We start from the raw sequence: 18,840 nt of genomic DNA, 5'->3' as shown, positions 1-18,840 counted from the left end.
GTGGGACAGGTCGAGGAAGCCGAGCGCCTACAGGCGTTTGGCGAAGCAGCGGCTCTCCTCGAAGTGCCGGTAGTAGCCGAACTTGGTGCACGGCTCGTACCCGCTGGACTGGTAGAGGGCGATGGCCTCGGGCTGCTCGGTGCCGGTCTCCAGGACCATGCGTGCGCGGCCGGCCGTGCGGGCGTCCTCCTCCAGGACGGCCAGCATGCGGCGGGCGAGGCCGCGGCCGCGCATCGCGTCGATGACGTACATCCGCTTGAGCTCGGCGTCGCCGTCGACGTTGCCCTCGCCGTTGGTGTCCTGGGCGCGCCAGCCGCCCGTGGCGACGGGGGCGTCGTTCTCGTCGTACGCGATCAGGTAGACGCCGTTCGGGGGGTCGAAGTCCGCGGGGTCCAGGGGGGTGGCGTCTCCGCCGTCGCCGTAGCGCAGGTGGTACTCGGCCTGTACCTGGTCGTTGAGCTTGACGGCGTCGGGGTGGTCGAAGGAGACGCGACGTATGTTCATGCTGTGCACCGTATATTAATCCAATCCTGGTCGGGGCTCGATCCAGTGTGCCGGTATCGTGCCGTGGTGCTCACTGTGACTTCCGCCAATGTGAACGGACTGCGCGCCGCCGCGAAGAAGGGCTTCGTGGAGTGGCTCGCGGAGACCTCCGCCGACGTGCTCTGCCTCCAGGAGGTGCGCGCGGAACCGCAGCAACTGCCCGAGCACGTCCGCACCCCCGACGGCTGGCACGTCGTGCACGCGCCCGCCGCCGCGAAGGGCCGGGCCGGCGTCTCCCTCTACACCCGCCGCGAGCCCGACCGCGTCCGGGTCGGCTTCGGCTCGGCCGAGTTCGACACCAGCGGGCGCTATGTCGAGGCCGACCTGCCCGGCGTCACCGTCGCCTCCCTCTACCTGCCCTCCGGTGAGGTCGGCACCGAGCGCCAGGACGAGAAGGTCCGCTTCATGGACGAGTTCCTCGCCTACCTGAAAAACCTGCGCGAGCGCTCGGCCGCCGACGGCCGCGAGGTCGTCGTCTGCGGCGACTGGAACATCGCCCACCAGCGGGCCGACCTCAAGAACTGGCGGGGGAACCAGAAGAGTTCCGGCTTCCTGCCGGAGGAGCGCGAGTGGCTCAGCCGGGTCTTCGATCCGGCGGAGGGCGGCTACGTCGACGTCGTGCGGGCACTGCATCCGGACGTCGAGGGACCGTACACGTGGTGGTCGTACCGGGGGCGGGCTTTCGACAACGATTCAGGTTGGCGCATCGACTATGACGTCGCGACGCCGGGTCTGGCCGCCAAGGCGGTCAAGGGGTATGTGGAGCGCGCGGCCACGCATGCGGAGCGGTGGTCCGACCACGCGCCGGTCACCGTCGTCTACGACCTCTAGTCGCCCTCTAGTTGACCTCTAGTCCCGCTTCCGCATCCGCCGGTCCAGCGCCAGTGACAGTTCCGCCTCCACCACGCTCCGTGCCAGTGGGCGCAGGCGTTGGAGGTCTTCCTCGGGGGCGTGGCGCAGGATCACGTCGGCGAAGAGTTCGGCGAGGGCGTCGGCGTGTGCGCGGACGCGTTTGCCTGCTTCCAGGACCTCCGCCAGGGGGATGCCCTCGCGGACCAGGGCCGAGGAGACGTCCAGGAGGCGGCGGCTGATGTGGACGAGTTCGTCGCCGTCGGTGCCGAGGTAGCCGAGGTCCAGGGCGGCGGCGAGGTTCTCGGAGGTGACCTCGCCCTCGAAGCGGGCGGCGAGCTCCTCGGGGGTGAGGCGGACCGGTTCCTCCTCGGTGGGGGTGTCCATGCCGAGGAGTTCGCCGACGTTGCGGCCGTGCTCGAAGGCCTCCGCCAGCTCCGCGATGCTGCTGAGGGTGTGGCCGCGTTCCAGGAGCGCCGCGATGGTGCGCAGGCGGGCCAGGTGGTGGTCGTCGTACCAGGCGATGCGGCCCTCGCGGCGGGGCGGCGCGATCAGTTTGCGTTCGCGGTAGAAGCGCAGGGTGCGCACGGGGATGCCGGCCAGTCGTGCCAGTTCCTCCATGCGGTACTCGCGCTTCTCCGTCACGAGCGCAGCCTATGTCGTACCCCCGGTAACTTTCCTGGCCCCGGCCCCTACCCATCGGTACGGAGCTGCTCTACTCTCCCCATTGCGCCAGTGTTCACTGGCAGAGTTCAACGCGACGCGTGGAGGCTTCGGGATGGCCGAGCACGAACACGAGCATGTACGGGTGGCGGTGATCGGATCGGGGTTCGGCGGACTCGGCGCCGCCGTGCGGCTGCGGCGCGAGGGCGTCACCGACTTCGTCGTCCTGGAGCGGGCCGACAGCGTCGGCGGCACCTGGCGGGACAACACCTATCCGGGGTGCGCCTGCGACGTGCCGTCCCACCTGTACTCGTTCTCCTTCGCGCCCAACCCCGAGTGGCCTCGCACCTTCTCCGGGCAGCAGCACATCCGCGCCTACCTGGAACACGTGGCCGACGTCTTCCGGCTGCGCCCGCACATCCGCTTCGACTCCGAGGTCAAGACGATGACCTGGAACGCGGAGCGGCTGTGCTGGGACATCGAGACGGCCGCCGGCTCGCTCTGCGCGGACTTCGTCGTCTCGGCCACCGGCCCGCTGTCCGATCCGCGGATCCCGGACATCCCGGGACTCGACACCTTCCCCGGCAAGGTCTTCCACTCGGCCCGCTGGGACCACGACTTCGACCTGCGCGGCAAGCGGGTCGCCATGGTGGGGACCGGTGCCTCCGCCATCCAGATCGTGCCGGCCGTCCAGCCCCTCGCCGAGAAGCTCACCCTCTTCCAGCGCACCCCGCCCTGGGTGATGCCCCGCGTCGACCGGGCGATCACGGGGGCCGAGCGCCTGCTGCACCGGCGGCTGCCGGTCACCACGCAGCTCAGGCGCGGACTCCTGTGGGGCATCCGGGAGTTGCAGGTCCAGCTGTTCACCAAGCGCCCCGACGAGCTGGGTCTGGTCGAGGCGCTGGCCAAGCGGAACATGGCCCGCTCCATCAAGGACCCGGCCCTGCGCGCCAAGCTGACGCCCGACTACCGCATCGGCTGCAAGCGGATCCTGCTGTCCAGCGAGTACTACCCGGCGCTCGCCGAGCCCAATGTGGACGTCGTCGCGAGCGGCCTGAGCGAGGTCCGCGGCTCGACCCTCGTCGCCGCCGACGGCACCGAGGCCGAGGCCGACGTGATCGTCTTCGGCACGGGTTTCCACGTCACCGACATGCCGATCGCCGACCGGGTGGTGGGCGCGGACGGCCGTACGCTCGCCGAGGCCTGGGCGGCCGGCGGTGCGATGGAGGCGCTGCGGGGCGGCTCGGTGCCCGGATTCCCCAACTGGATGACGGTCATCGGGCCCAACACCGGCCTCGGCAACTCGTCCATGATCCTCATCATCGAGTCGCAGCTGAACTACATGGTCGACTTCGTACGGCAGCTGCGGGTCCTCGGCGGCCAGGTCGCCCTCGACGCCCGCCCCGGTGCCGTGCGGGCCTGGAACCGGCGGGTGCAGGAGCGCATGAAGCGCACGGTGTGGAACACCGGCTGCGACAGCTGGTACTTGGACGCGAACGGCCGCAACACCACCATCTGGCCGGGCACCACGGCCGAGTTTCGAAGGGCGACACGGCGGGTGGACCTGAGCGAGTACGAGGTGCTGCGGACGCCGGCCGTGAAGAAGGCCGAGGCCGACGCATGAGCCGCCTCCTCCACGTCTCCTCCGGTCCCTACGCCCCGCCCGTCCCGGCCCGCGTGCTCACCGCCGTCTCCGCCGACGGCGCCCGCCTGCACGTCGAGGTGCACGGACCCGAGGGCGCGCCGGCCGTCGTCCTCGCCCACGGCTGGACCTGCTCCACCGCCTTCTGGGCGGCGCAGACACGGGAACTGGCCGCGGACCACCGGGTGATCGCCTACGACCAGCGCGGCCACGGACGCAGCCCGGCGAGCCGTGCCTGCGGTACGGAAGCGCTCGCCGACGACCTCGAAGCCGTACTGGAGGCGACCCTCGCGCCGGGGGAGAAGGCGGTGATCGCCGGTCACTCCATGGGCGGGATGACGGTGATGGCGTCGGCCGGGAGAGCCGGCTTCCGGGAGCACGCGGCTGCCGTACTGCTGTGCAGTACGGGTGCGTCACGGCTGGTCGCCGAGTCGCTGGTGCTGCCGATCCGGGCGGGCCGGCTGCGGACCTTCCTGACCAAGCGGCTGCTCGGCTCCCGCGCCCCGCTCGGGCCGGTCACGCCGCTCGCCCGGCGGATCCTCAGGTACGGGACGATGGGCGCCGGTTCGGCCCCGCACATGGTCGAGGCGTGCGCCCGGATCGTGCACGCGTGTCCGCGCAAGGTGCGGCACGCCTGGTCGGAGGTGCTCGGCCTGCTCGATCTCGACCACCACGTGAGGGAGTTGCGCGTACCGACGGCCGTCGTGGTCGGCTCGGACGACCGGCTGACGCCCCCGGTGCAGGCCCGCGCGCTGGTGGCCGCACTGCCCGCCTGCCTGGGCCTGATCGAGCTGCCCGGCATCGGCCACATGACGCCGATCGAGGCGCCCGAGCAGGTCACCGGGAAGATCCGGGAGCTCGTCAGCACGTACGTCCACGTCGGTCCCGTCAAGGAGGACGCATGAGCAGGGTGAGTCTCGAAGGACAGGTCGCCGTCGTCACCGGAGCCGCGCGGGGCGTGGGGGAGTTGCTGGCCCGCAAGCTGTCCGCGCGCGGGGCGAAGGTGGCGCTGGTCGGGCTGGAGCCGGACCTGCTCAAGCAGGTCGCCGAGCGGCTGCACGGCGACAGTGCCCACTGGTACGCCGACGTCACCGACCACGAGGCGATGGCCCGGGTGGCCGAGGAGGTCAAGGAGCGGTTCGGGAAGGTCGACATCGTCGTCGCCAACGCCGGTGTCGCCACCGGCGGGCCCTTCGTCGACTCCGATCCCGTGGCCTGGCGGCGGGTGATCGAGGTCAACCTGATCGGGTCGGCGGTGACCGCGCGGGCCTTCCTGCCGGTGCTGACGGAGAGCCGGGGCTATCTGCTGCAGATCGCCTCCCTCGCCGCGATCACTCCGGCGCCGATGATGACCGCGTACTGCGCGTCCAAGTCCGGGGTGGAGGCGTACGCGCACAGTCTGCGTGCCGAAGTCGGGTACCGGGGTGTGCGGGTGGGCGTCGGGTACCTGTCGTGGACCGACACCGACATGGTGCGGGGCGCGGATCAGGACGACGTGATGCGGGAACTGCGGCAGCGGCTGCCGTGGCCGTCCAACAAGACGTACCCGCTGGGGCCGGCGGTGGACCGGATCGTCGCCGGGATCGAGCGCAGGTCGAGTCACGTCTACGGCCAGTGGTGGCTGCGCGGGATGCAGGGGGTGCGCGGGTGTCTGCCCGCGGTCATCGGGACCGTCGGACAGCGGGAGATGCGGCGGTTCGCGACCCGGCTGGAGGGGATGCGGTCGGGGCTCGTCGGTGCAGGTGGGGCGGCTGATGAGGAGGCCCGCGCTACGCACCGTAGTTGATCGAAATGCGCACTGTGTCCGCCCGTGTGAATCTGGTCGAGGCCCCGCAAGGGACCTCAAGATCCCCCACCCTCTATGGGAGTGAACCCACATGGGTATGAAGGACAAGTTCCAGGACAAGTCGGAGCAGTGGCAGGAGCAGGCCAAGCAGAAGGCGCAGCAGGCCCGTGAGAAGGGCCAGGAGCGCGGCGGCAAGCAGGGCCAGGAGCGCGGCCGCCCGGGGCAGGACCCCATGCACCCCATGCGTGAGCGTGACGAGGAGACCGAGCGTCTCCGTCGCGAAGAAGAGGAGCGCCTCAGCCAGGACTACGACGCCTGACGCTGCGCGCTGAACTGAGGAAGGGGTGCCCCTGGCGGGGGCACCCCTTCTGTCACGTCCGCTCTGTCACCGCGGTGTGAGTTCCGGCCGTTCCGTCACCGCGGTGGGAGTTCCGGCCGTTCCGTCACCGCGGTGGGAGTTCCGGCCGCGACCGGTCCGGCACGTTCGAGTAATCCGGGGGTGTGGCCGGGGCGTTGGTCTCCAGGAGGTCCAGGGCCAGCTTCACGGCGTCGTCCAACTGCGCGTGCCTGCCCTCCGCCCAGTCCAGCGGGGTGCGGAGGATCTCCAGGTCGGGGGTGACGCCGTGGTTCTCCACGGTCCAGCCGTAGGCGTCGAACCAGGCCGCGTTCATCGGCACGGTGATCACCGTGCCGTCGCCCAGCCGGTGGCGGCCGGTCATGCCGACCACTCCGCCCCAGGTGCGCTGGCCGACCACCGGGCCGAGCCCGAGCAGCTTGAAGGCCGCCGTGATCATGTCGCCGTCCGAGGAGGTCGCCTCGTCGGCGAGGGCGACCACCGGCCCGCGCGGGGCGCTCGAGGCGTACGACACCGCCTGTGCGTCCCGGGTCAGGTCCCAGCCGAGGATCCTGCGCGTCAGCTTCTCCACGACCAGCTCGCTGATGTGGCCGCCCGCGTTGCCGCGTACGTCCACCAGCAGGGCGGGCCGGGACACCTCCATGCGCAGGTCCCGGTTGAACTGGGCCCAGCCCGAGCCGCCCATGTCGGGGATGTGCAGATAGCCGCAGCGTCCGCCGCTCAACTCCCGTACGACGGCCCGGCGTTTGGTCACCCAGTCCTGGTAGCGCAGGGGCCGCTCGTCGAGGAGCGGTACGACCGCCACGCGCCGCGCCCGTCCCTCCCCCTCGGCCGGGGTGAACGTCAGCTCCACCGTCGTGCCGCCCGCCCCCGCGAGCAGCGGGTACGGTCCCGTCACCGGATCCACCGGCCGGCCGTCCACGTGGGTGAGGACCGCGCCCTCCCGGATGCCGGTGCCGGCCAGCGGTGAACGCGCCTTGGAGTCCGAGGAGTCGCCGGGCAGGATCCGGCTGACCGTCCAACCCTCGTCCCGCCGGACGAGGTTGGCGCCGAGCAGGCCCTGCCGGCGCTGGTAGTGCGGCGGGCCCTCGTTGCGGCGGGCGGCGGAGACGTAGGCGTGGGAGGTGCCGAGTTCGCCGAGCACCTCGCGCAGCAGGTCCGCGAACTCGTCGGGGGAGGCGACCCGTTCGACCAGCGGGCGGTACTGGTCGAGCACCGCGTCCCAGTCGATGCCGCACATGCCGGGCTCCCAGAAGTAGGCCCGGATGAGCCGGCCGGCCTCGTCGTACGCCTGGCGCCACTCGGCGGCGGGGTCGACCTCGTGCAGGATGCGGCGCGCGTCGATCCAGACCGTCGAATCACCGTCGCCGGCCTCGTTGGACGGCACCGCCCGCAGGTCGCCCTCGTCCACGACGACCAGCCGCGAGCCGTCGCCGCTGACCGCGAACCAGTCCAGGTGCTCGACGAGTTCGGACTTCTTCGCCTTGGTGATGTTGAAGTACTCGAGGGTCGGCCGGCCGCTGGTGTCGTCCGGGTTGGCGAACGTCTCGCCGAGCGCCCCGGAGATCGGCCAGCGCAGCCACACCAGGCCGCCGCCCGCGACCGGACACAGCGCCGAGTACTTGGAGGCGGTGACCGGGAAGGGAGTCACCCGGCTCTCCAGGCCCTCCAACTCGACGATCACCGTGCCGCCGCCGTCGCCGCCCTCGTCCTCCGCCGGGTCCAGGCCCCCGGCGGCCGGCCGGCCCTCCGGGTTCAGTGCGAAGGGGGAGGGGGTGGCGGAGGACAGCGGGACCAGGTACGGGCGGCAGCCCAGCGGGAAGGACAGGTCGCCGGTGTGCACGTCGTAGACGGGGTCGAAACCGCGCCACGACAGGAACGCGAGATAGCGGCCGTCCCTCGTGAACACCGGGTTCTCGTCCTCGAAGCGGCCGTTGGTGACATCGACGATCAACCGGTCCTTCATCCGCGCCATCTTGATCTGCCGCAGCGACCGCCCGATCCCCGGATGCGACCACGTCAGCCAGGCCCCGTCCGGCGAGAAGGCGAGGTCGCGCACCGGCCCGTTGACCGAGCGGATGAGTTCCGTCACCTCGCCGGGGGAGCCCTCGGTGCCCTCGGCGGCAGCGGCATCGTCGGACACGGTGATCAGCAGCAGTCTTCCGTCGTGCGAGGCGATGGCGAGGCGCTCGCCCTGCGGATCGGAGACCAGCTCCAGCACCCGCCCCAGCTCGCCGGAGGCCGGCCGCCGGGGCTCACGGTCCCCGGTCGCCCCCGGCAGGTAGGCGACCTCGATCGCGTCCTCGCCCTCGGCGTCCGTCACGTACGCGACCTGGCCGACCGAGCCGAGCATCTCCGGGAGCCGGACCCGTACGCCCGGCGTGTCCGTGATCGTCCGGGCCGGGCCGTCACGGTGTGTCAGCCAGTACAGGCTGCCGCGGACGACGACCGCGCTCGCGCGGCCCGTCTCGTCCACCGAGATGCCGTCCACGTGCTGGGCCGCCGGGACCTGGTACCTGCGGCGCCCCGCGCGCGGGCCGCTCAGCCGGACGTCCAGTCGGCGGGGCACCGAGTCCGCGGCGAGGTCGTCGACGATCCACAGGTCGCCCGCGCACTGGTACACGACCCGGGCGCCGTCGCTCGCCGCGTGCCGGGCGTAGAAGGCGTCGTGGTCGGTGTGGCGGCGCAGGTCGGAGCCGTCGTACGCGCACGAGTAGAGGTTGCCGACGCCCTCGTGGTCGGAGAGGAAGGCGATCCGGCCGCCGACGAACATGGGGGAGTGGAGGTGGCCCCGGAGATCGGCCAGCAGCCGTTCGCCGTGCAGCCACAACCTCCCCGTCGCCCCGCCCCGGTAGCGCTTCCACGCGGCCGGTTCGTGGGGCGGGGTGCCGGTGAGGAGCAGGACTCTGCGCTCGCCGTCGACGTCGACGGCCTGGATGTCGGAGACCGGGCCCCACGGGAGCTTGCGGCCGGGGTCGCCGTCGGGGTGGACCTTGTACGCCCAGGTGAAGTAGGAGAACGGCTCGCCGTGGGAGGCGACGGCGAGGATGGCTCCCTCGGGGGTCCAGCCGCGGACCTGCGTGTCGGCGGACCCCCAGTGGGTGAGCTGTCGGCCCGGCCCGCCGTCCACCGGCACCAGATGGATCTCGGGGACCAGACTCCGCCAGCTCGTGTACGCGAGATGGCGGCCGTCGGGCGAGAAGCGGGGGTGGCCGACCTTGGTGCGGTCGACGGTGAGCCGCCAGGCGCGGCCGGGACCGTCGAGGGGGGCCAGCCAGAGGTCGTCCTCGGCCACGAAACACAGCAGTTCGCCGCTCAGATGCGGAAAGCGAAGATAGCTCACCTCCCCATGCTTTTCCGGCGGATGAACCCGGGCAACTTATGGAAAACACGCACGGGTCGGCCGCACGTGACCCGCAACACGAACGAAACAGTTTCGTTTCGCACGAGAGTGCGCTACATTCGTCACGTACGAAACCGTGTCGTTCGGAGCCGGGAAAGGTGAGAGTCATGACTGAAGTCGCAACGGTGCGCCGCAGTCGGATCACGCCCGAGCGCGAGGCCGAGCTCTACACGGCCGTGCTCGACCTGCTCCGCGAAGTCGGCTACGACGCCCTCACCATGGACGCCGTGGCCACCCGTACGCGATCCAGCAAGGCGACCCTGTACCGCCAGTGGGGCGGCAAGCCCGAACTGGTCGTCAAGGCCATGCGGCACAGCAAGCCGGGCAGCGTCGGCGACGTCGACACCGGATCCCTGCGGGGCGACTTCCACACCCTCGTGGCACGCGAGGACGACTGCACCATGGAGCGGAACTCCGACCTGATGCGGGCGCTGGCCATGGCCGCGCACTCGAACCCGGACCTCATGCGGGCGCTCAAGGAGCTGCTCGTCGAACCGGAGATGGGCGAATTCCGCAAGGTCATGCAGCGCGCGGTGGACCGCGGTGAGGTCCGGGCCGACTGCCCGGCGCGCGAGTACGTCGTCCACATGATGGTCGGCGCCTTCGCCACCCGCACGCTGATCGACGAGCTGCCGCCCACGCAGGAATTCCTTCGTTCGTACATCGACGCCGTGGTCCTCCCCGCCCTCGGCGTCTCGGTTCCCTAGCAAGTCCCCACAGCTGGACCCCACCTGACGTAATCGCTCACGTCGTCGGGCTCATCACCCCTGCCCTGAAACATCACGACCTGACCGGGAGTACGCCTTCGTGGCCACGTTCCTCTACAAACTCGGCCGGCTCGCCTTCCGGCGACGGCATTTCGTCGCCCTGATATGGGTCGCCCTGCTGACGCTCGCCGGCGTCGGCGCGGCCAGCGCCCCGTCCGCGGGCTCCACCTCCTTCTCCATCCCCGGCACCGAGGCGCAGAAGGCCTTCGACCTGCTGGAACAGCGTTTCCCCGGCGCCAGCGCCGACGGCGGAACCGGACGCATCGTCTTCAAGGCGCCCGAGGGCCAGAAGATGACGGACGCCGAGAACAAGGCGACCGTGGAGAAGACCGTCAAGGAACTGGGCGACGGTTCCGAGGTCGTCTCCGTCACCGACCCGTTCACCACGAACGCCGTGAGCAAGGACGGCACGGTCGCCTACACGTCCGTGAAGTACGGCGCCCCCGGCATGGAGCTGAAGGAGACCACCCGGGACGCCCTCGAGGCGGCCGCGGACAAGGCGCAGGCCACCGGGCTGACCGTCGACGTCGGAGGTGACGCCCTGCAGGCCGCGGCCGAGCCGGGGGCCGTCGGCGAGATCGTCGGTCTCGCCATCGCGGCGGTCGTCCTCGTCCTCACCCTGGGCTCGCTGGTCGCGGCCGGACTGCCGTTGCTCACGGCGATCATCGGCGTCGGCATCGGCGTCTCCACCATCACCGCCCTCGCCAAGGCGCTCGACCTCGGCGACACCACCTCCACGCTCGCGTTGATGATCGGCCTCGCGGTCGGCATCGACTACGCGCTGTTCATCGTCTCCCGCTACCGGGGCGAGCTGGCCGAGGGCCGTGACCGCGAGGAGGCGGCAGGCCGGGCCACCGGCACCGCCGGCTCGGCGGTGGTCTTCGCGGGTCTCACGGTCGTGATCGCACTGGCGGGACTCTCGGTCGTAGGCGTCCCGATGCTGACCAAGATGGGCCTCGCGGCCGCGGGCACGGTCGTGGTGGCCGTCCTCATCGCGCTGACCATGATCCCGGCGCTGCTCGGGTACGCGGGCAAAAAGGTCCGGCCGACCGGCGAGAAGCGCAAGCGGCGTGGCGGCGACACCTTGGAGGCGCCCGAGAAGTCCGAGGCGCAGGCCAAGCCCGGCATGGGCACCCGCTGGGCGAGCTTCGTCATCCGCCGTCCGGTCGCCGTGCTGCTGCTCGGCGTGGTCGGTCTGGGTGCGATCGCCGTTCCGGCCACCCAGCTGGAGCTGGGCCTGCCCGACGACGGCTCGCAGCCGACGTCCACCACGCAGCGCCGGGCGTACGACCTGCTGTCGGAGGGCTTCGGCCCCGGCTTCAACGGCCCCCTGATGATCGTGGTCGACGCCAAGGACAGCGACGACCCCAAGGCGGCGGCCACCACGGTCACCGACGGGATCAAGGGTCTCAAGGACGTCGTGACGGTGACCCCGGCGGCGTTCAACAAGGCCGGCGATACGGCGACGATCACCGTGATCCCGGACTCCAAGCCGTCCTCTGTGCAGACCGAGGACCTGGTGCACTCCATCCGTGACCAGGGCACCGACATCAAGGCCGACACGGGCGCGAGAGTCCTGGTCACCGGCACCACGGCGATGAACATCGACTTCTCGCAGAAGCTCACCGACGCGCTGATCCCGTACCTGGCGCTGGTGGTCGGCCTCGCCTTCCTGCTCCTGATCGTGATCTTCCGCTCGATCCTGGTCCCGCTGAAGGCGGCCCTCGGCTTCCTGCTCAGCGTGCTCGCCGCGCTCGGTGCCGTGGTCGCGGTCTTCCAGTGGGGCTGGCTGTCCGGCCTGATCGGCGTCGAGGAAACCGGCCCGATCATGTCGATGATGCCGATCTTCATGGTGGGCGTGGTCTTCGGTCTCGCGATGGACTACGAGGTGTTCCTCGTGACCCGCATGCGGGAGGCGTACGTCCACGGCGAGTCGCCGAGCCAGGCCATCGTGACCGGCTTCCGGCACAGTGCCCGGGTCGTGGCCGCCGCCGCGGTCATCATGATGGCCGTCTTCGGAGGCTTCATCAGCTCCAGCGAGTCGATGATCAAGATGATCGGCTTCGGTCTGGCGATCGCGGTGTTCTTCGACGCGTTCGTGGTCCGCATGGCGATCGTCCCCGCGGTGCTCGCACTCCTCGGCAAGAAGGCCTGGTGGCTGCCGAAGTGGCTGGACCGCGCCCTGCCGAACGTGGACGTCGAGGGCGAGAGCCTGCGCACGCCGGACGACGTCAAGGACGCGGATCCGGACGAGGACCGGGAGCTGGCGCGCGTCTGACGCGCATCACTTCCGCCGCTTGACACGCCGGTGAGGGCTCCGTGGGGACGGGGCGTCCTCACCGGCTTTCCTCGTCTCGGCCCAGTGGGGTGTCGAGGAGCTGGGTCAGGGTGCGCTTGAAGTCGTCGGTCCGCCGGTCGTCCAGCCCGCCGAGCGGCATGAGCAGCTGATCCAGCAGCACCTGTACGGCGTCGATGGCGGGCCGCACGGCTTTGAGGCCCTCGTCGGTGAGCGCCACGCGCACGACCCGGGTGTCCTCGGCATCCCGGGTACGCCGGACCAGCTCGGCAGCCTCCAGCGACCGGGCCAGCTTCGACACGTACAGCGCCTCGAGCCCCGTGTAGTCGGCGAGCTCCCGCTGACTCGGTTGCCGGCCCGACCGCTCCATCCCGCTCAGGGAGGCCAGCAGGACGTACTGGGCATGGGTCAGGTCCAGGGGCGCGAGGGCCTGGTCCACGGCGGTACGCCACTTGTTGGCCAGACGCCAGACGAGGTAGCCGGGGGTGGGGGAGGGGGCCTTCGGTGCGTCGCTCACGACGGATACGGTACATGGCTACTGTCTACGGGCTGCTGACCAACGACTGCTGACCAACGACTGCCGACCACCGGCTGCTGATCACGGGCTGCTGATCAGCGTCCCGCGTCCGAGACAGGTGACGCCCGGATCGGCGTCCGGCACCTCGATCTCGTGGAAGCCGAGGCGGTCGTAGAAGGCCCGGGCGGGAGTGTTGGCGGTGAGCATGGAGAGGTGCACGGCCGGTACGGCCTTCTTGTGCAGGGCGTCGAGGAACGTCTGCGTCAGGGCCCGCCCGTAGCCTCGCCCCTGCCAGTCGGGGAGCAGGTCGATGTGGAGGTGGGCCGGGTAGGCGGAGACTTCCGGGACGAGCATGCGTTCGGGGTGGTGCAGGAGGCGGATGATCTCCTCGTCGGGAGTGCGGGGCGGGGCTTTCGGCTCGGGGTACCGATCGGCCACCGACGGCAGCCACTTCGCCCGGAAGTCCTCGACGAAGCGGGGCGTGTCCGCGGTGCCGAGGATGTATCCGACGGCTTGTCCGTGGCCGTCGTCCAGCAAGAAGGCCAGATCCGGCTCCAGATGGACGTACGGCGCCGCGAAGATCGCCGGGAAGATGCCGGGGTCGGCGTAGTGGGGGCGGCTGTCCTGGCCGACGTGGGCGGTGCGGATGCAGATGTCGTCCAGGGCGGGGCGGTCGGTCGGGCGGTAGGGGCGTATCTCGGGTGCGGGTGCCGAAGTCATCGTCGTAATGTGGCGGGTTGGGAGCGCTCCCGCAACCGTCTCCGGCGCACGAGCCGTTCGAGCATCCGGCCCCTCCCCGCCTCGCCCCACCGCTCCCCATCCCCTCAGCAGGGCCGTCCCCGGCGGGTTCGGGGCATCAGCCGCGCCCGTCCACCACCGTACGAAAGGCCTCCGACATGCAGCGCTACGTTCTCACCGGTACTCCCGGTGCCGGCAAGACCTCGATCCTGCGGAGCCTGGCCGAGCTCGGCCACGCGGTCGTGGAGGAGGCGGCGACCGCGGTCATCGCGCGGGCGCAGGCTCGCGGGGAGGCGGAGCCGTGGACGCGGGCGGGCTTCGTCGACGAGGTCGTCGAGCTGCAGAGGGAACGGCAGTTGGAAGGCTCCGTCATGGGCACTCTCCAGGTCTTCGACCGCTCGCCGGTCTGCACCCACGCGCTGGCCAACTACCTGGGGCGGCCGGTGTCCCGGGCACTGACGGCGGAGATCGAGCGGATCACCGCCGGGGAGATCTACGAGCGGCAGGTGCTCTTCGTCCGCAACCTGGGTTTCTGCGAGCCCACCAGCGCCCGGCGGATCAGCTTCGAGGAGTCCCTCGTGTTCGAGGAGTTCCACGAACGGAGCTACCGTGCGTTCGGCTACGAACTCGTCGACATCCCCGCCGGCGACCTGGCACACCGTGTGGCAGCGGTCCGTTCGGTGATCTCCGGGCCCGCCCGCGGAGCTTGAAGCGGCTTCGTGGAGCAGGCGGAGGCCTGGTGACGACGGCCGTAACCCGGTCGCATGCCCCGTACACCCACCACTAGCGTGCCGGGTATGACGACGACCGACACCGACGGCTCCGAAGCCCATCCCCGTTTCGCCGCGGCCCTGCGCGAGCTCGGCCTCGACGACCTGCACCCCCGCATCCGCCGCTTCCCCGACGCCACGCGTACCGCCGCCGAGGCCGCGGCGGCGCTCGGGTGCGAGTTGAGCGAGATCTGCAAGTCGTTGATCTTCGCGGCGGACGGGGTGCCGGTGCTCGTGCTGATGGACGGCTCCTCCCGGGTCGATCTCGACAGGGTCCGGGGAGCGCTCGGCGCCGAAAAGGTCACTCGGGCCAAGGCGGACGTCGTACGGGAGACGACGGGATACGCGATCGGGGGCGTGCCGCCCTTCGGGCATCGCACCCGGACGCGGGTCCTCGCCGACCGCTCCCTCCTCGAGCACGACACCGTATGGGCCGCCGCCGGCACCCCCTACACCGTCTTCCCCATGCGGCCCGAGGACCTCGTCGCCCACGCCGGTGCCACCCTGGTGGACGTGCGCGAGCGCACCTCGTGACCCCGCTGGTGACCGCGGCCGTGCTGCTCGCCGCGGTCACGCACGCCAGCTGGAACGCCATCGCGCACCACATCACCGACAAGCTGGTCGGGTTCACGCTGATCGCGGGCGGCGGGTCGCTGATCGGGCTGGCCATGATGCCGTTCGTGCCCGTCCCGGCGGCGGGGGCGTGGCCGTACCTGATCCTCTCGGCCGTCATCCACCTCGCCTACTACGTGCTGCTGATGAGGTCCTTCAGGCTGGGCGACTTCGGGCAGGCGTACCCGATCGCGCGCGGCACCGCGCCATTGTTGGTCACCCTGCTCGCCGCCGTCTTCGCGCACGAGGTGCCGGACGGGTGGGCGGCGGCGGGCATCGCCCTGTCCTGCGCGGGGCTGATCGGCGTCGCCCTGTGGGGCCTGCGCGGCCGCCGGCCCAACTGGGCGGCGATCAAAGCGGCGTTGGCCACCGGACTGACCATCGCGGCGTACACCGTCGTCGACGGGCTGGGCGTCAGGGCCTCCGGGTCGTCCCTCGGGTACATCGCCTGGCTGATGGCGGTGGAGGGCGTGGCGATCCCGGCGTACGCGCTCTACCGCTGGCGGGGGCAGTTCGTCACCGTTCTCCGCCCGTTCACGGGCGTCGGGCTGCTGGGCGCGGCCCTCTCCGTGACGGCGTACGGTCTCGTCCTGTGGGCCCAGACGAGGGCCGAACTGGCGCCGATCGCCGCCCTGCGCGAGTCCTCGATCATCGTGGGCGCGGCGATCGGTGCCGTGTTCTTCAAGGAGAGGTTCGGCGCCCCGCGGGTCGCCGCGGCGGGGCTGCTGGTGATCGGGATCGGGCTGATGCTGCACGCCGGGTAGGCGCGGGGGCGGTACTCCACCGCGCCCGCCGGGGCGTACGGCCGTACCGCCACCGCGGGCAGTGGCTCTTACGGCCGTACCGCCACCGCGTCCACCTCGAACAGCATCCCGGGCAGCGCGAGCGAGGCGACGCCGCTCAGCGTCTGCGCCGGCAGCCGGTCGCCGAAGCGGGCGTGCAGTGCCTTGCCGAGGGTCTCCAGCTTGTCGAGGTCGTGGTCGACGATGAACGTGCCGAGCCGGACGACGTGTTCGAAGCCGAGCCCCACTCCCGCCAGGGCGGAGCGCAGCCGGTCGAAGGACAGGTCCACCTGTGCGGCGAAGTCGCCGGGTACGGGGGCGCCGGTGGCGTCGGAGGCGTACTGGCCGCCGATGAAGACGGTTTCGCCGGGCGCGGACACGGCGTGGCTGTAGCCGAACGGCGTGGGGTCGTGCAGGGCGGGCGGGTTGGTGATGGTGCGCTGGTCGGGCGTCATGCCTGTGCGAACGTCCCGCCAGGGGCGGCCCATTCCGCGTCCCGCGGCGGCTCCTCAGGCCGTGCGCCCGTGCCCTCGGAGGAGCACTCTGGAAGCAGATGCTCCGGAGGTGATCGTCATGATGCACACCGCTGTGGGATGGCACGTCGAACTGGAATTCCGGGAGGACGATCAGCACACGCGGGCGGCCGCGATGGTCCGGCTGCCCGACGGTTCCGAGGTACGCGCGCAGGGGCACGCGAGCCGCCACCACACCGACGCGAACCAGCCGAGGGTGGGGGAGGAGGTCGCGGGCGCGCGGGCCCTGAACGAGCTCGCCATGCGCCTGCTGACCAAAGCCCACGACGAGATCGACGAGGCGTCCGGCCGGAGGTCCCACTCGATCAACGTCTGAGCCGTTACGCCTGTACGACGCTCCGTACCGCCCTGACCAGCGCCTGCGCCCGCGGATCCGCCGTCACGGTCTTGCGGAAGCCGTTCGTCACATAGCCGAGCGCGACGCCGGTCTCCGGGTCGGCGAAGCCCAGGGAGCCGCCTCGGCCCGGGTGGCCGAACGAACCCGGGCCGAGGAGCGGCGACGCGCTGCCGTGCAGCATGTAGCCGAGGCCGAAGCGGGTGTTCACGACCAGGACGCGGTCCGCTCCCGCCGACTCCTCGCCGCGGGCCGCCTCCATGGTCGCCGGGTCGAAGAGGCGTACGCCGTCGACCTCGCCGATCAGGGCCGCGTACACGCGCGCCAGTCCGTCGGCGGTCGCGATGCCGTTCGTCGCGGGCAGGGCGGCCGCCCGGTATGCCGGGGAGTTCTGGTCGGGGAAGGGAGTGATCGCGGCGAAGGCCCGGCGGGTGAGGGAGGCGGGATCGGCGTAGGCCTCGGTGACCGCACGCTTGGGGCGGACGCGCAGGCCCGCCCCCGTGGCGGGTTCCGGCGTCTCGATCCGGCCCACCCGGCCGGTCCGTCCCGCCTCCTCCTCCGCCTGCGGCAGTCCGAGCCACAGGTCGGCGCCCAGCGGGCCGGCGATCTCCGCCGCGATCCACTCGCCGGCCCACAGGCCCGTCACGCGCCGCACGAGTTCGTCGAGCATCCAGCCGTACGTGAGCGCGTGGTAGCCGTGGTCGGTGCCGGGCTCCCAGACCGGGGCCTGCGCGGCGACCGCCTCGGCGCCCCGCGCCGGGTCCAGCGCCTCGGCCGGGGTGAGCGGCCGGTCGAGGACCGGAAGGCCGGACCGGTGGTTCAGCACGTGCCTGACCAGCACCCGTTCCTTGCCCCGCGCCTTGAACTGCGGCCAGTACTCGCTCACCGGCGCGTCCAGGTCGAGCAGCCCGCGCTGGTGCAGCAGCAGCGGTACGGCGGCGGCGACGCCCTTGGTGGCCGAGCGCACGATCTGTGCGGTGCCGCGCCGCCAGGGCTCGGTCCCGTCGATGTCCCTGGTGCCGGCCCACAGGTCGACGACCCTGTGCCCGTCCCGGTAGACGGCGACCGCCGCGCCCCGGTCCCCGAGCACCTCGAAGTTCCTGGCGAACGCTTCCCTGACCGGCTCGAAGCCCTCGGCGACTGTGCCGTTCACGTCCACGCGCGTACTCCTCGTCTGGCTGTGGGGTCTCCCCCTCAGCCAAGCAGGATCGTCACGTCGATGTTCCCGCGGGTCGCGTTGGAGTACGGGCAGACCTCGTGCGCCGCGTCCACCAGCTTCGCCGCGACGTCCGCGTCGAGGACCGGGAGTGAGACGCTGAGGGCGACCGCGAGGCCGTAACCGCGGTGCTTGTTGGGGCCGATGCCGACCTTCGCGGCGACCGTGGAACCGGACAGGTCGTAGCCGGACCGGCGGCCGACCATCACCAGCGCGTTGTGGAAGCAGGAGCTGTAGCCGGCCGCGAACAGCTGCTCCGGGTTGGTGCCGTTGCCGTCCCCGCCGAGTTCCGGCGGCATCGCGACCTTCAGCTCGATCTGCCCGTCCTGACTGGTGACATAGCCGTCCCGGCCGCCGTGCGCGGTGGCCTCGGCGACGTAGGCGATCTTCGTCGGACGGGTGTCGACGGAGACGGCGGCACTTTCGACGGTCTCTTCGATCACGGCAGAACCTCCCCCAGCAAATACATCGTGCACAAGGTACCGGCCAGTAGCCGTGCCGTTCACGGCCGGGGGAGGCAACCGCGGGTAACGCGATGTCAGAGGGGATGTCGGCGCGGATGTCAGCGGCCGCGCTCGGCCGCGGCCTCCGCCCGGTCCGCGAGCCGCCACAACTCCTCGCGCAACCGCGCGACCTCCGCGCCGTCGAGCTCCGTGGCCGTGAGCAGGGCGCCGGGCACCGGCGCCGCGCGCTCCCTGAGTTCCTCACCGCGTCCCGTGCACGACACCAGCACCGAGCGCTCGTCGTTCGCCGCGCGCTCCCGGCGCACGAGCCCCGCGCTCTCCAGCCGCTTCAGCAACGGCGACAAGGTGCCGTAGTCGAGGCGCAGCGCGCCCGACAGTTCCTTGATCGTGATCTCGCCGCGCTCCCACAGCACCAGCAGCACCAGGTACTGCGGGTAGGTGAGGCCGAGGTCCTCCAGAAGCGGCCGGTACGCGGCCGTCACCGCGCGCTGGGCGGCGTACAGCGCGAAGCACAGCTGGTCGTCCAGCAGCAGTGAGCCCTCGACCCCGGCGTCCTCTTGGTTCGTCACG

General features: G+C 71.3%; 20 protein-coding genes. 11 read left to right on the top strand and 9 right to left on the bottom strand.

All coding sequences use genetic code 11. From position 1 onward, the window contains the following. Positions 1 to 27: 27 nt before the first annotated feature. Complete coding sequence (locus ACFWWR_RS21815) at positions 28 to 504, bottom strand: GNAT family N-acetyltransferase (protein ID WP_383858967.1); 477 nt, start codon at positions 502 to 504, stop codon at positions 28 to 30. A 66-nt stretch (positions 505 to 570) separates the two neighbouring features. Between ACFWWR_RS21815 and ACFWWR_RS21810 the strand changes: the two genes are divergently transcribed. Next, entirely contained in the window at positions 571 to 1,374 is an 804-nt protein-coding gene (locus ACFWWR_RS21810; RefSeq protein WP_384304853.1) for an exodeoxyribonuclease III, read from the top strand. A gap of 18 nt (positions 1,375 to 1,392) precedes the next feature. Here the strand turns inward: ACFWWR_RS21810 and ACFWWR_RS21805 are convergent, their stop codons facing one another. Then, positions 1,393 to 2,037 (bottom strand): MerR family transcriptional regulator, encoded by a 645-nt coding sequence (locus ACFWWR_RS21805; RefSeq protein ID WP_384304850.1) that lies wholly within the window; start codon positions 2,035 to 2,037, stop codon positions 1,393 to 1,395. Between the two features lie 133 nt (positions 2,038 to 2,170). Here ACFWWR_RS21805 and ACFWWR_RS21800 point away from each other — a divergent pair, with 133 nt between their 5' ends. The 4 genes from ACFWWR_RS21800 (at position 2,171) to ACFWWR_RS21785 (ending at position 5,802) form a co-directional block, all read left to right on the top strand. Beyond that, positions 2,171 to 3,679, top strand: coding sequence for a flavin-containing monooxygenase (locus tag ACFWWR_RS21800; RefSeq protein WP_384304847.1), 1,509 nt, complete (start codon positions 2,171 to 2,173; stop codon positions 3,677 to 3,679). After that, the gene (locus ACFWWR_RS21795; RefSeq protein WP_384304845.1) at positions 3,676 to 4,602 is read left to right on the top strand and encodes an alpha/beta fold hydrolase; all 927 of its coding nucleotides are present in this window, start codon (positions 3,676 to 3,678) and stop codon (positions 4,600 to 4,602) included. Before ACFWWR_RS21800 ends, ACFWWR_RS21795 begins: the two co-directional genes overlap by 4 nt. Beyond that, positions 4,599 to 5,483, top strand: coding sequence for an SDR family oxidoreductase (locus tag ACFWWR_RS21790; RefSeq protein ID WP_383858954.1), 885 nt, complete (start codon positions 4,599 to 4,601; stop codon positions 5,481 to 5,483). Before ACFWWR_RS21795 ends, ACFWWR_RS21790 begins: the two co-directional genes overlap by 4 nt. 91 nt (positions 5,484 to 5,574) lie before the next feature. Beyond that, positions 5,575 to 5,802 (top strand): hypothetical protein, encoded by a 228-nt coding sequence (locus ACFWWR_RS21785; protein ID WP_383858951.1) that lies wholly within the window; start codon positions 5,575 to 5,577, stop codon positions 5,800 to 5,802. Positions 5,803 to 5,926: 124 nt separating this feature from the next. On the opposite strand, the gene ACFWWR_RS21780 is transcribed toward ACFWWR_RS21785, so the two are convergent. Next, on the bottom strand, positions 5,927 to 9,181 hold the full coding sequence (locus ACFWWR_RS21780) for a S41 family peptidase (RefSeq protein ID WP_384304842.1): 3,255 nt from the start codon (positions 9,179 to 9,181) through the stop codon (positions 5,927 to 5,929). A 167-nt stretch (positions 9,182 to 9,348) separates the two neighbouring features. Here ACFWWR_RS21780 and ACFWWR_RS21775 point away from each other — a divergent pair, with 167 nt between their 5' ends. Continuing rightward, on the top strand, positions 9,349 to 9,948 hold the full coding sequence (locus tag ACFWWR_RS21775; RefSeq protein WP_384304840.1) for a TetR/AcrR family transcriptional regulator: 600 nt from the start codon (positions 9,349 to 9,351) through the stop codon (positions 9,946 to 9,948). A 100-nt stretch (positions 9,949 to 10,048) separates the two neighbouring features. After that, a complete protein-coding gene (locus ACFWWR_RS21770; RefSeq protein WP_383858942.1) occupies positions 10,049 to 12,286 on the top strand; it encodes an MMPL family transporter in 2,238 nt (745 codons plus the stop codon). A gap of 58 nt (positions 12,287 to 12,344) precedes the next feature. Here ACFWWR_RS21770 and ACFWWR_RS21765 read toward each other — a convergent pair whose 3' ends face one another. After that, entirely contained in the window at positions 12,345 to 12,821 is a 477-nt protein-coding gene (locus tag ACFWWR_RS21765) for a MarR family winged helix-turn-helix transcriptional regulator (RefSeq protein WP_383858939.1), read from the bottom strand. An 81-nt stretch (positions 12,822 to 12,902) separates the two neighbouring features. Beyond that, entirely contained in the window at positions 12,903 to 13,541 is a 639-nt protein-coding gene (locus ACFWWR_RS21760; protein ID WP_384304837.1) for a GNAT family N-acetyltransferase, read from the bottom strand. Positions 13,542 to 13,717: 176 nt separating this feature from the next. On the opposite strand from ACFWWR_RS21760, the gene ACFWWR_RS21755 reads away from it, so the two are divergent. From ACFWWR_RS21755 to ACFWWR_RS21745, 3 genes are all read left to right on the top strand, one after another. Next, the gene (locus ACFWWR_RS21755) at positions 13,718 to 14,269 is read left to right on the top strand and encodes an ATP-binding protein (RefSeq protein ID WP_383858933.1); all 552 of its coding nucleotides are present in this window, start codon (positions 13,718 to 13,720) and stop codon (positions 14,267 to 14,269) included. An 87-nt stretch (positions 14,270 to 14,356) separates the two neighbouring features. Next, complete coding sequence (locus ACFWWR_RS21750) at positions 14,357 to 14,863, top strand: YbaK/EbsC family protein (protein ID WP_384304835.1); 507 nt, start codon at positions 14,357 to 14,359, stop codon at positions 14,861 to 14,863. Then, on the top strand, positions 14,860 to 15,705 hold the full coding sequence (locus tag ACFWWR_RS21745; RefSeq protein WP_384304832.1) for an EamA family transporter: 846 nt from the start codon (positions 14,860 to 14,862) through the stop codon (positions 15,703 to 15,705). The genes ACFWWR_RS21750 and ACFWWR_RS21745 overlap by 4 nt, the downstream gene beginning before the upstream one ends. 68 nt (positions 15,706 to 15,773) lie before the next feature. Here the strand turns inward: ACFWWR_RS21745 and ACFWWR_RS21740 are convergent, their stop codons facing one another. Then, positions 15,774 to 16,178, bottom strand: a complete 405-nt coding sequence (locus ACFWWR_RS21740; RefSeq protein WP_383858925.1) for a RidA family protein — start codon at positions 16,176 to 16,178, stop codon at positions 15,774 to 15,776. Positions 16,179 to 16,296: 118 nt separating this feature from the next. On the opposite strand from ACFWWR_RS21740, the gene ACFWWR_RS21735 reads away from it, so the two are divergent. Beyond that, positions 16,297 to 16,572 (top strand): DUF1876 domain-containing protein, encoded by a 276-nt coding sequence (locus ACFWWR_RS21735; protein ID WP_383858922.1) that lies wholly within the window; start codon positions 16,297 to 16,299, stop codon positions 16,570 to 16,572. Positions 16,573 to 16,576: 4 nt separating this feature from the next. On the opposite strand, the gene ACFWWR_RS21730 is transcribed toward ACFWWR_RS21735, so the two are convergent. The 3 genes from ACFWWR_RS21730 to ACFWWR_RS21720 form a co-directional block, all read right to left on the bottom strand. Next, on the bottom strand, positions 16,577 to 17,749 hold the full coding sequence (locus ACFWWR_RS21730; RefSeq protein WP_384304830.1) for a serine hydrolase domain-containing protein: 1,173 nt from the start codon (positions 17,747 to 17,749) through the stop codon (positions 16,577 to 16,579). A gap of 35 nt (positions 17,750 to 17,784) precedes the next feature. Then, positions 17,785 to 18,249 carry an organic hydroperoxide resistance protein gene (locus ACFWWR_RS21725; RefSeq protein ID WP_383858916.1) on the bottom strand — a complete coding sequence of 155 codons (465 nt, stop codon included), beginning with the start codon at positions 18,247 to 18,249 and terminating at the stop codon, positions 17,785 to 17,787. A gap of 119 nt (positions 18,250 to 18,368) precedes the next feature. After that, on the bottom strand, positions 18,369 to 18,839 hold the full coding sequence (locus tag ACFWWR_RS21720; RefSeq protein ID WP_384304827.1) for a MarR family winged helix-turn-helix transcriptional regulator: 471 nt from the start codon (positions 18,837 to 18,839) through the stop codon (positions 18,369 to 18,371). Position 18,840 lies beyond the last annotated feature (1 nt).

It is taken from the genome of Streptomyces sp. NPDC058678, assembly GCF_042714835.1.
GTDB lineage: Bacteria > Actinomycetota > Actinomycetes > Streptomycetales > Streptomycetaceae > Streptomyces.
The sequence above is the reverse complement of the archived record's forward strand: the minus strand, read 5'-3'. Positions and strand labels throughout refer to the sequence as shown.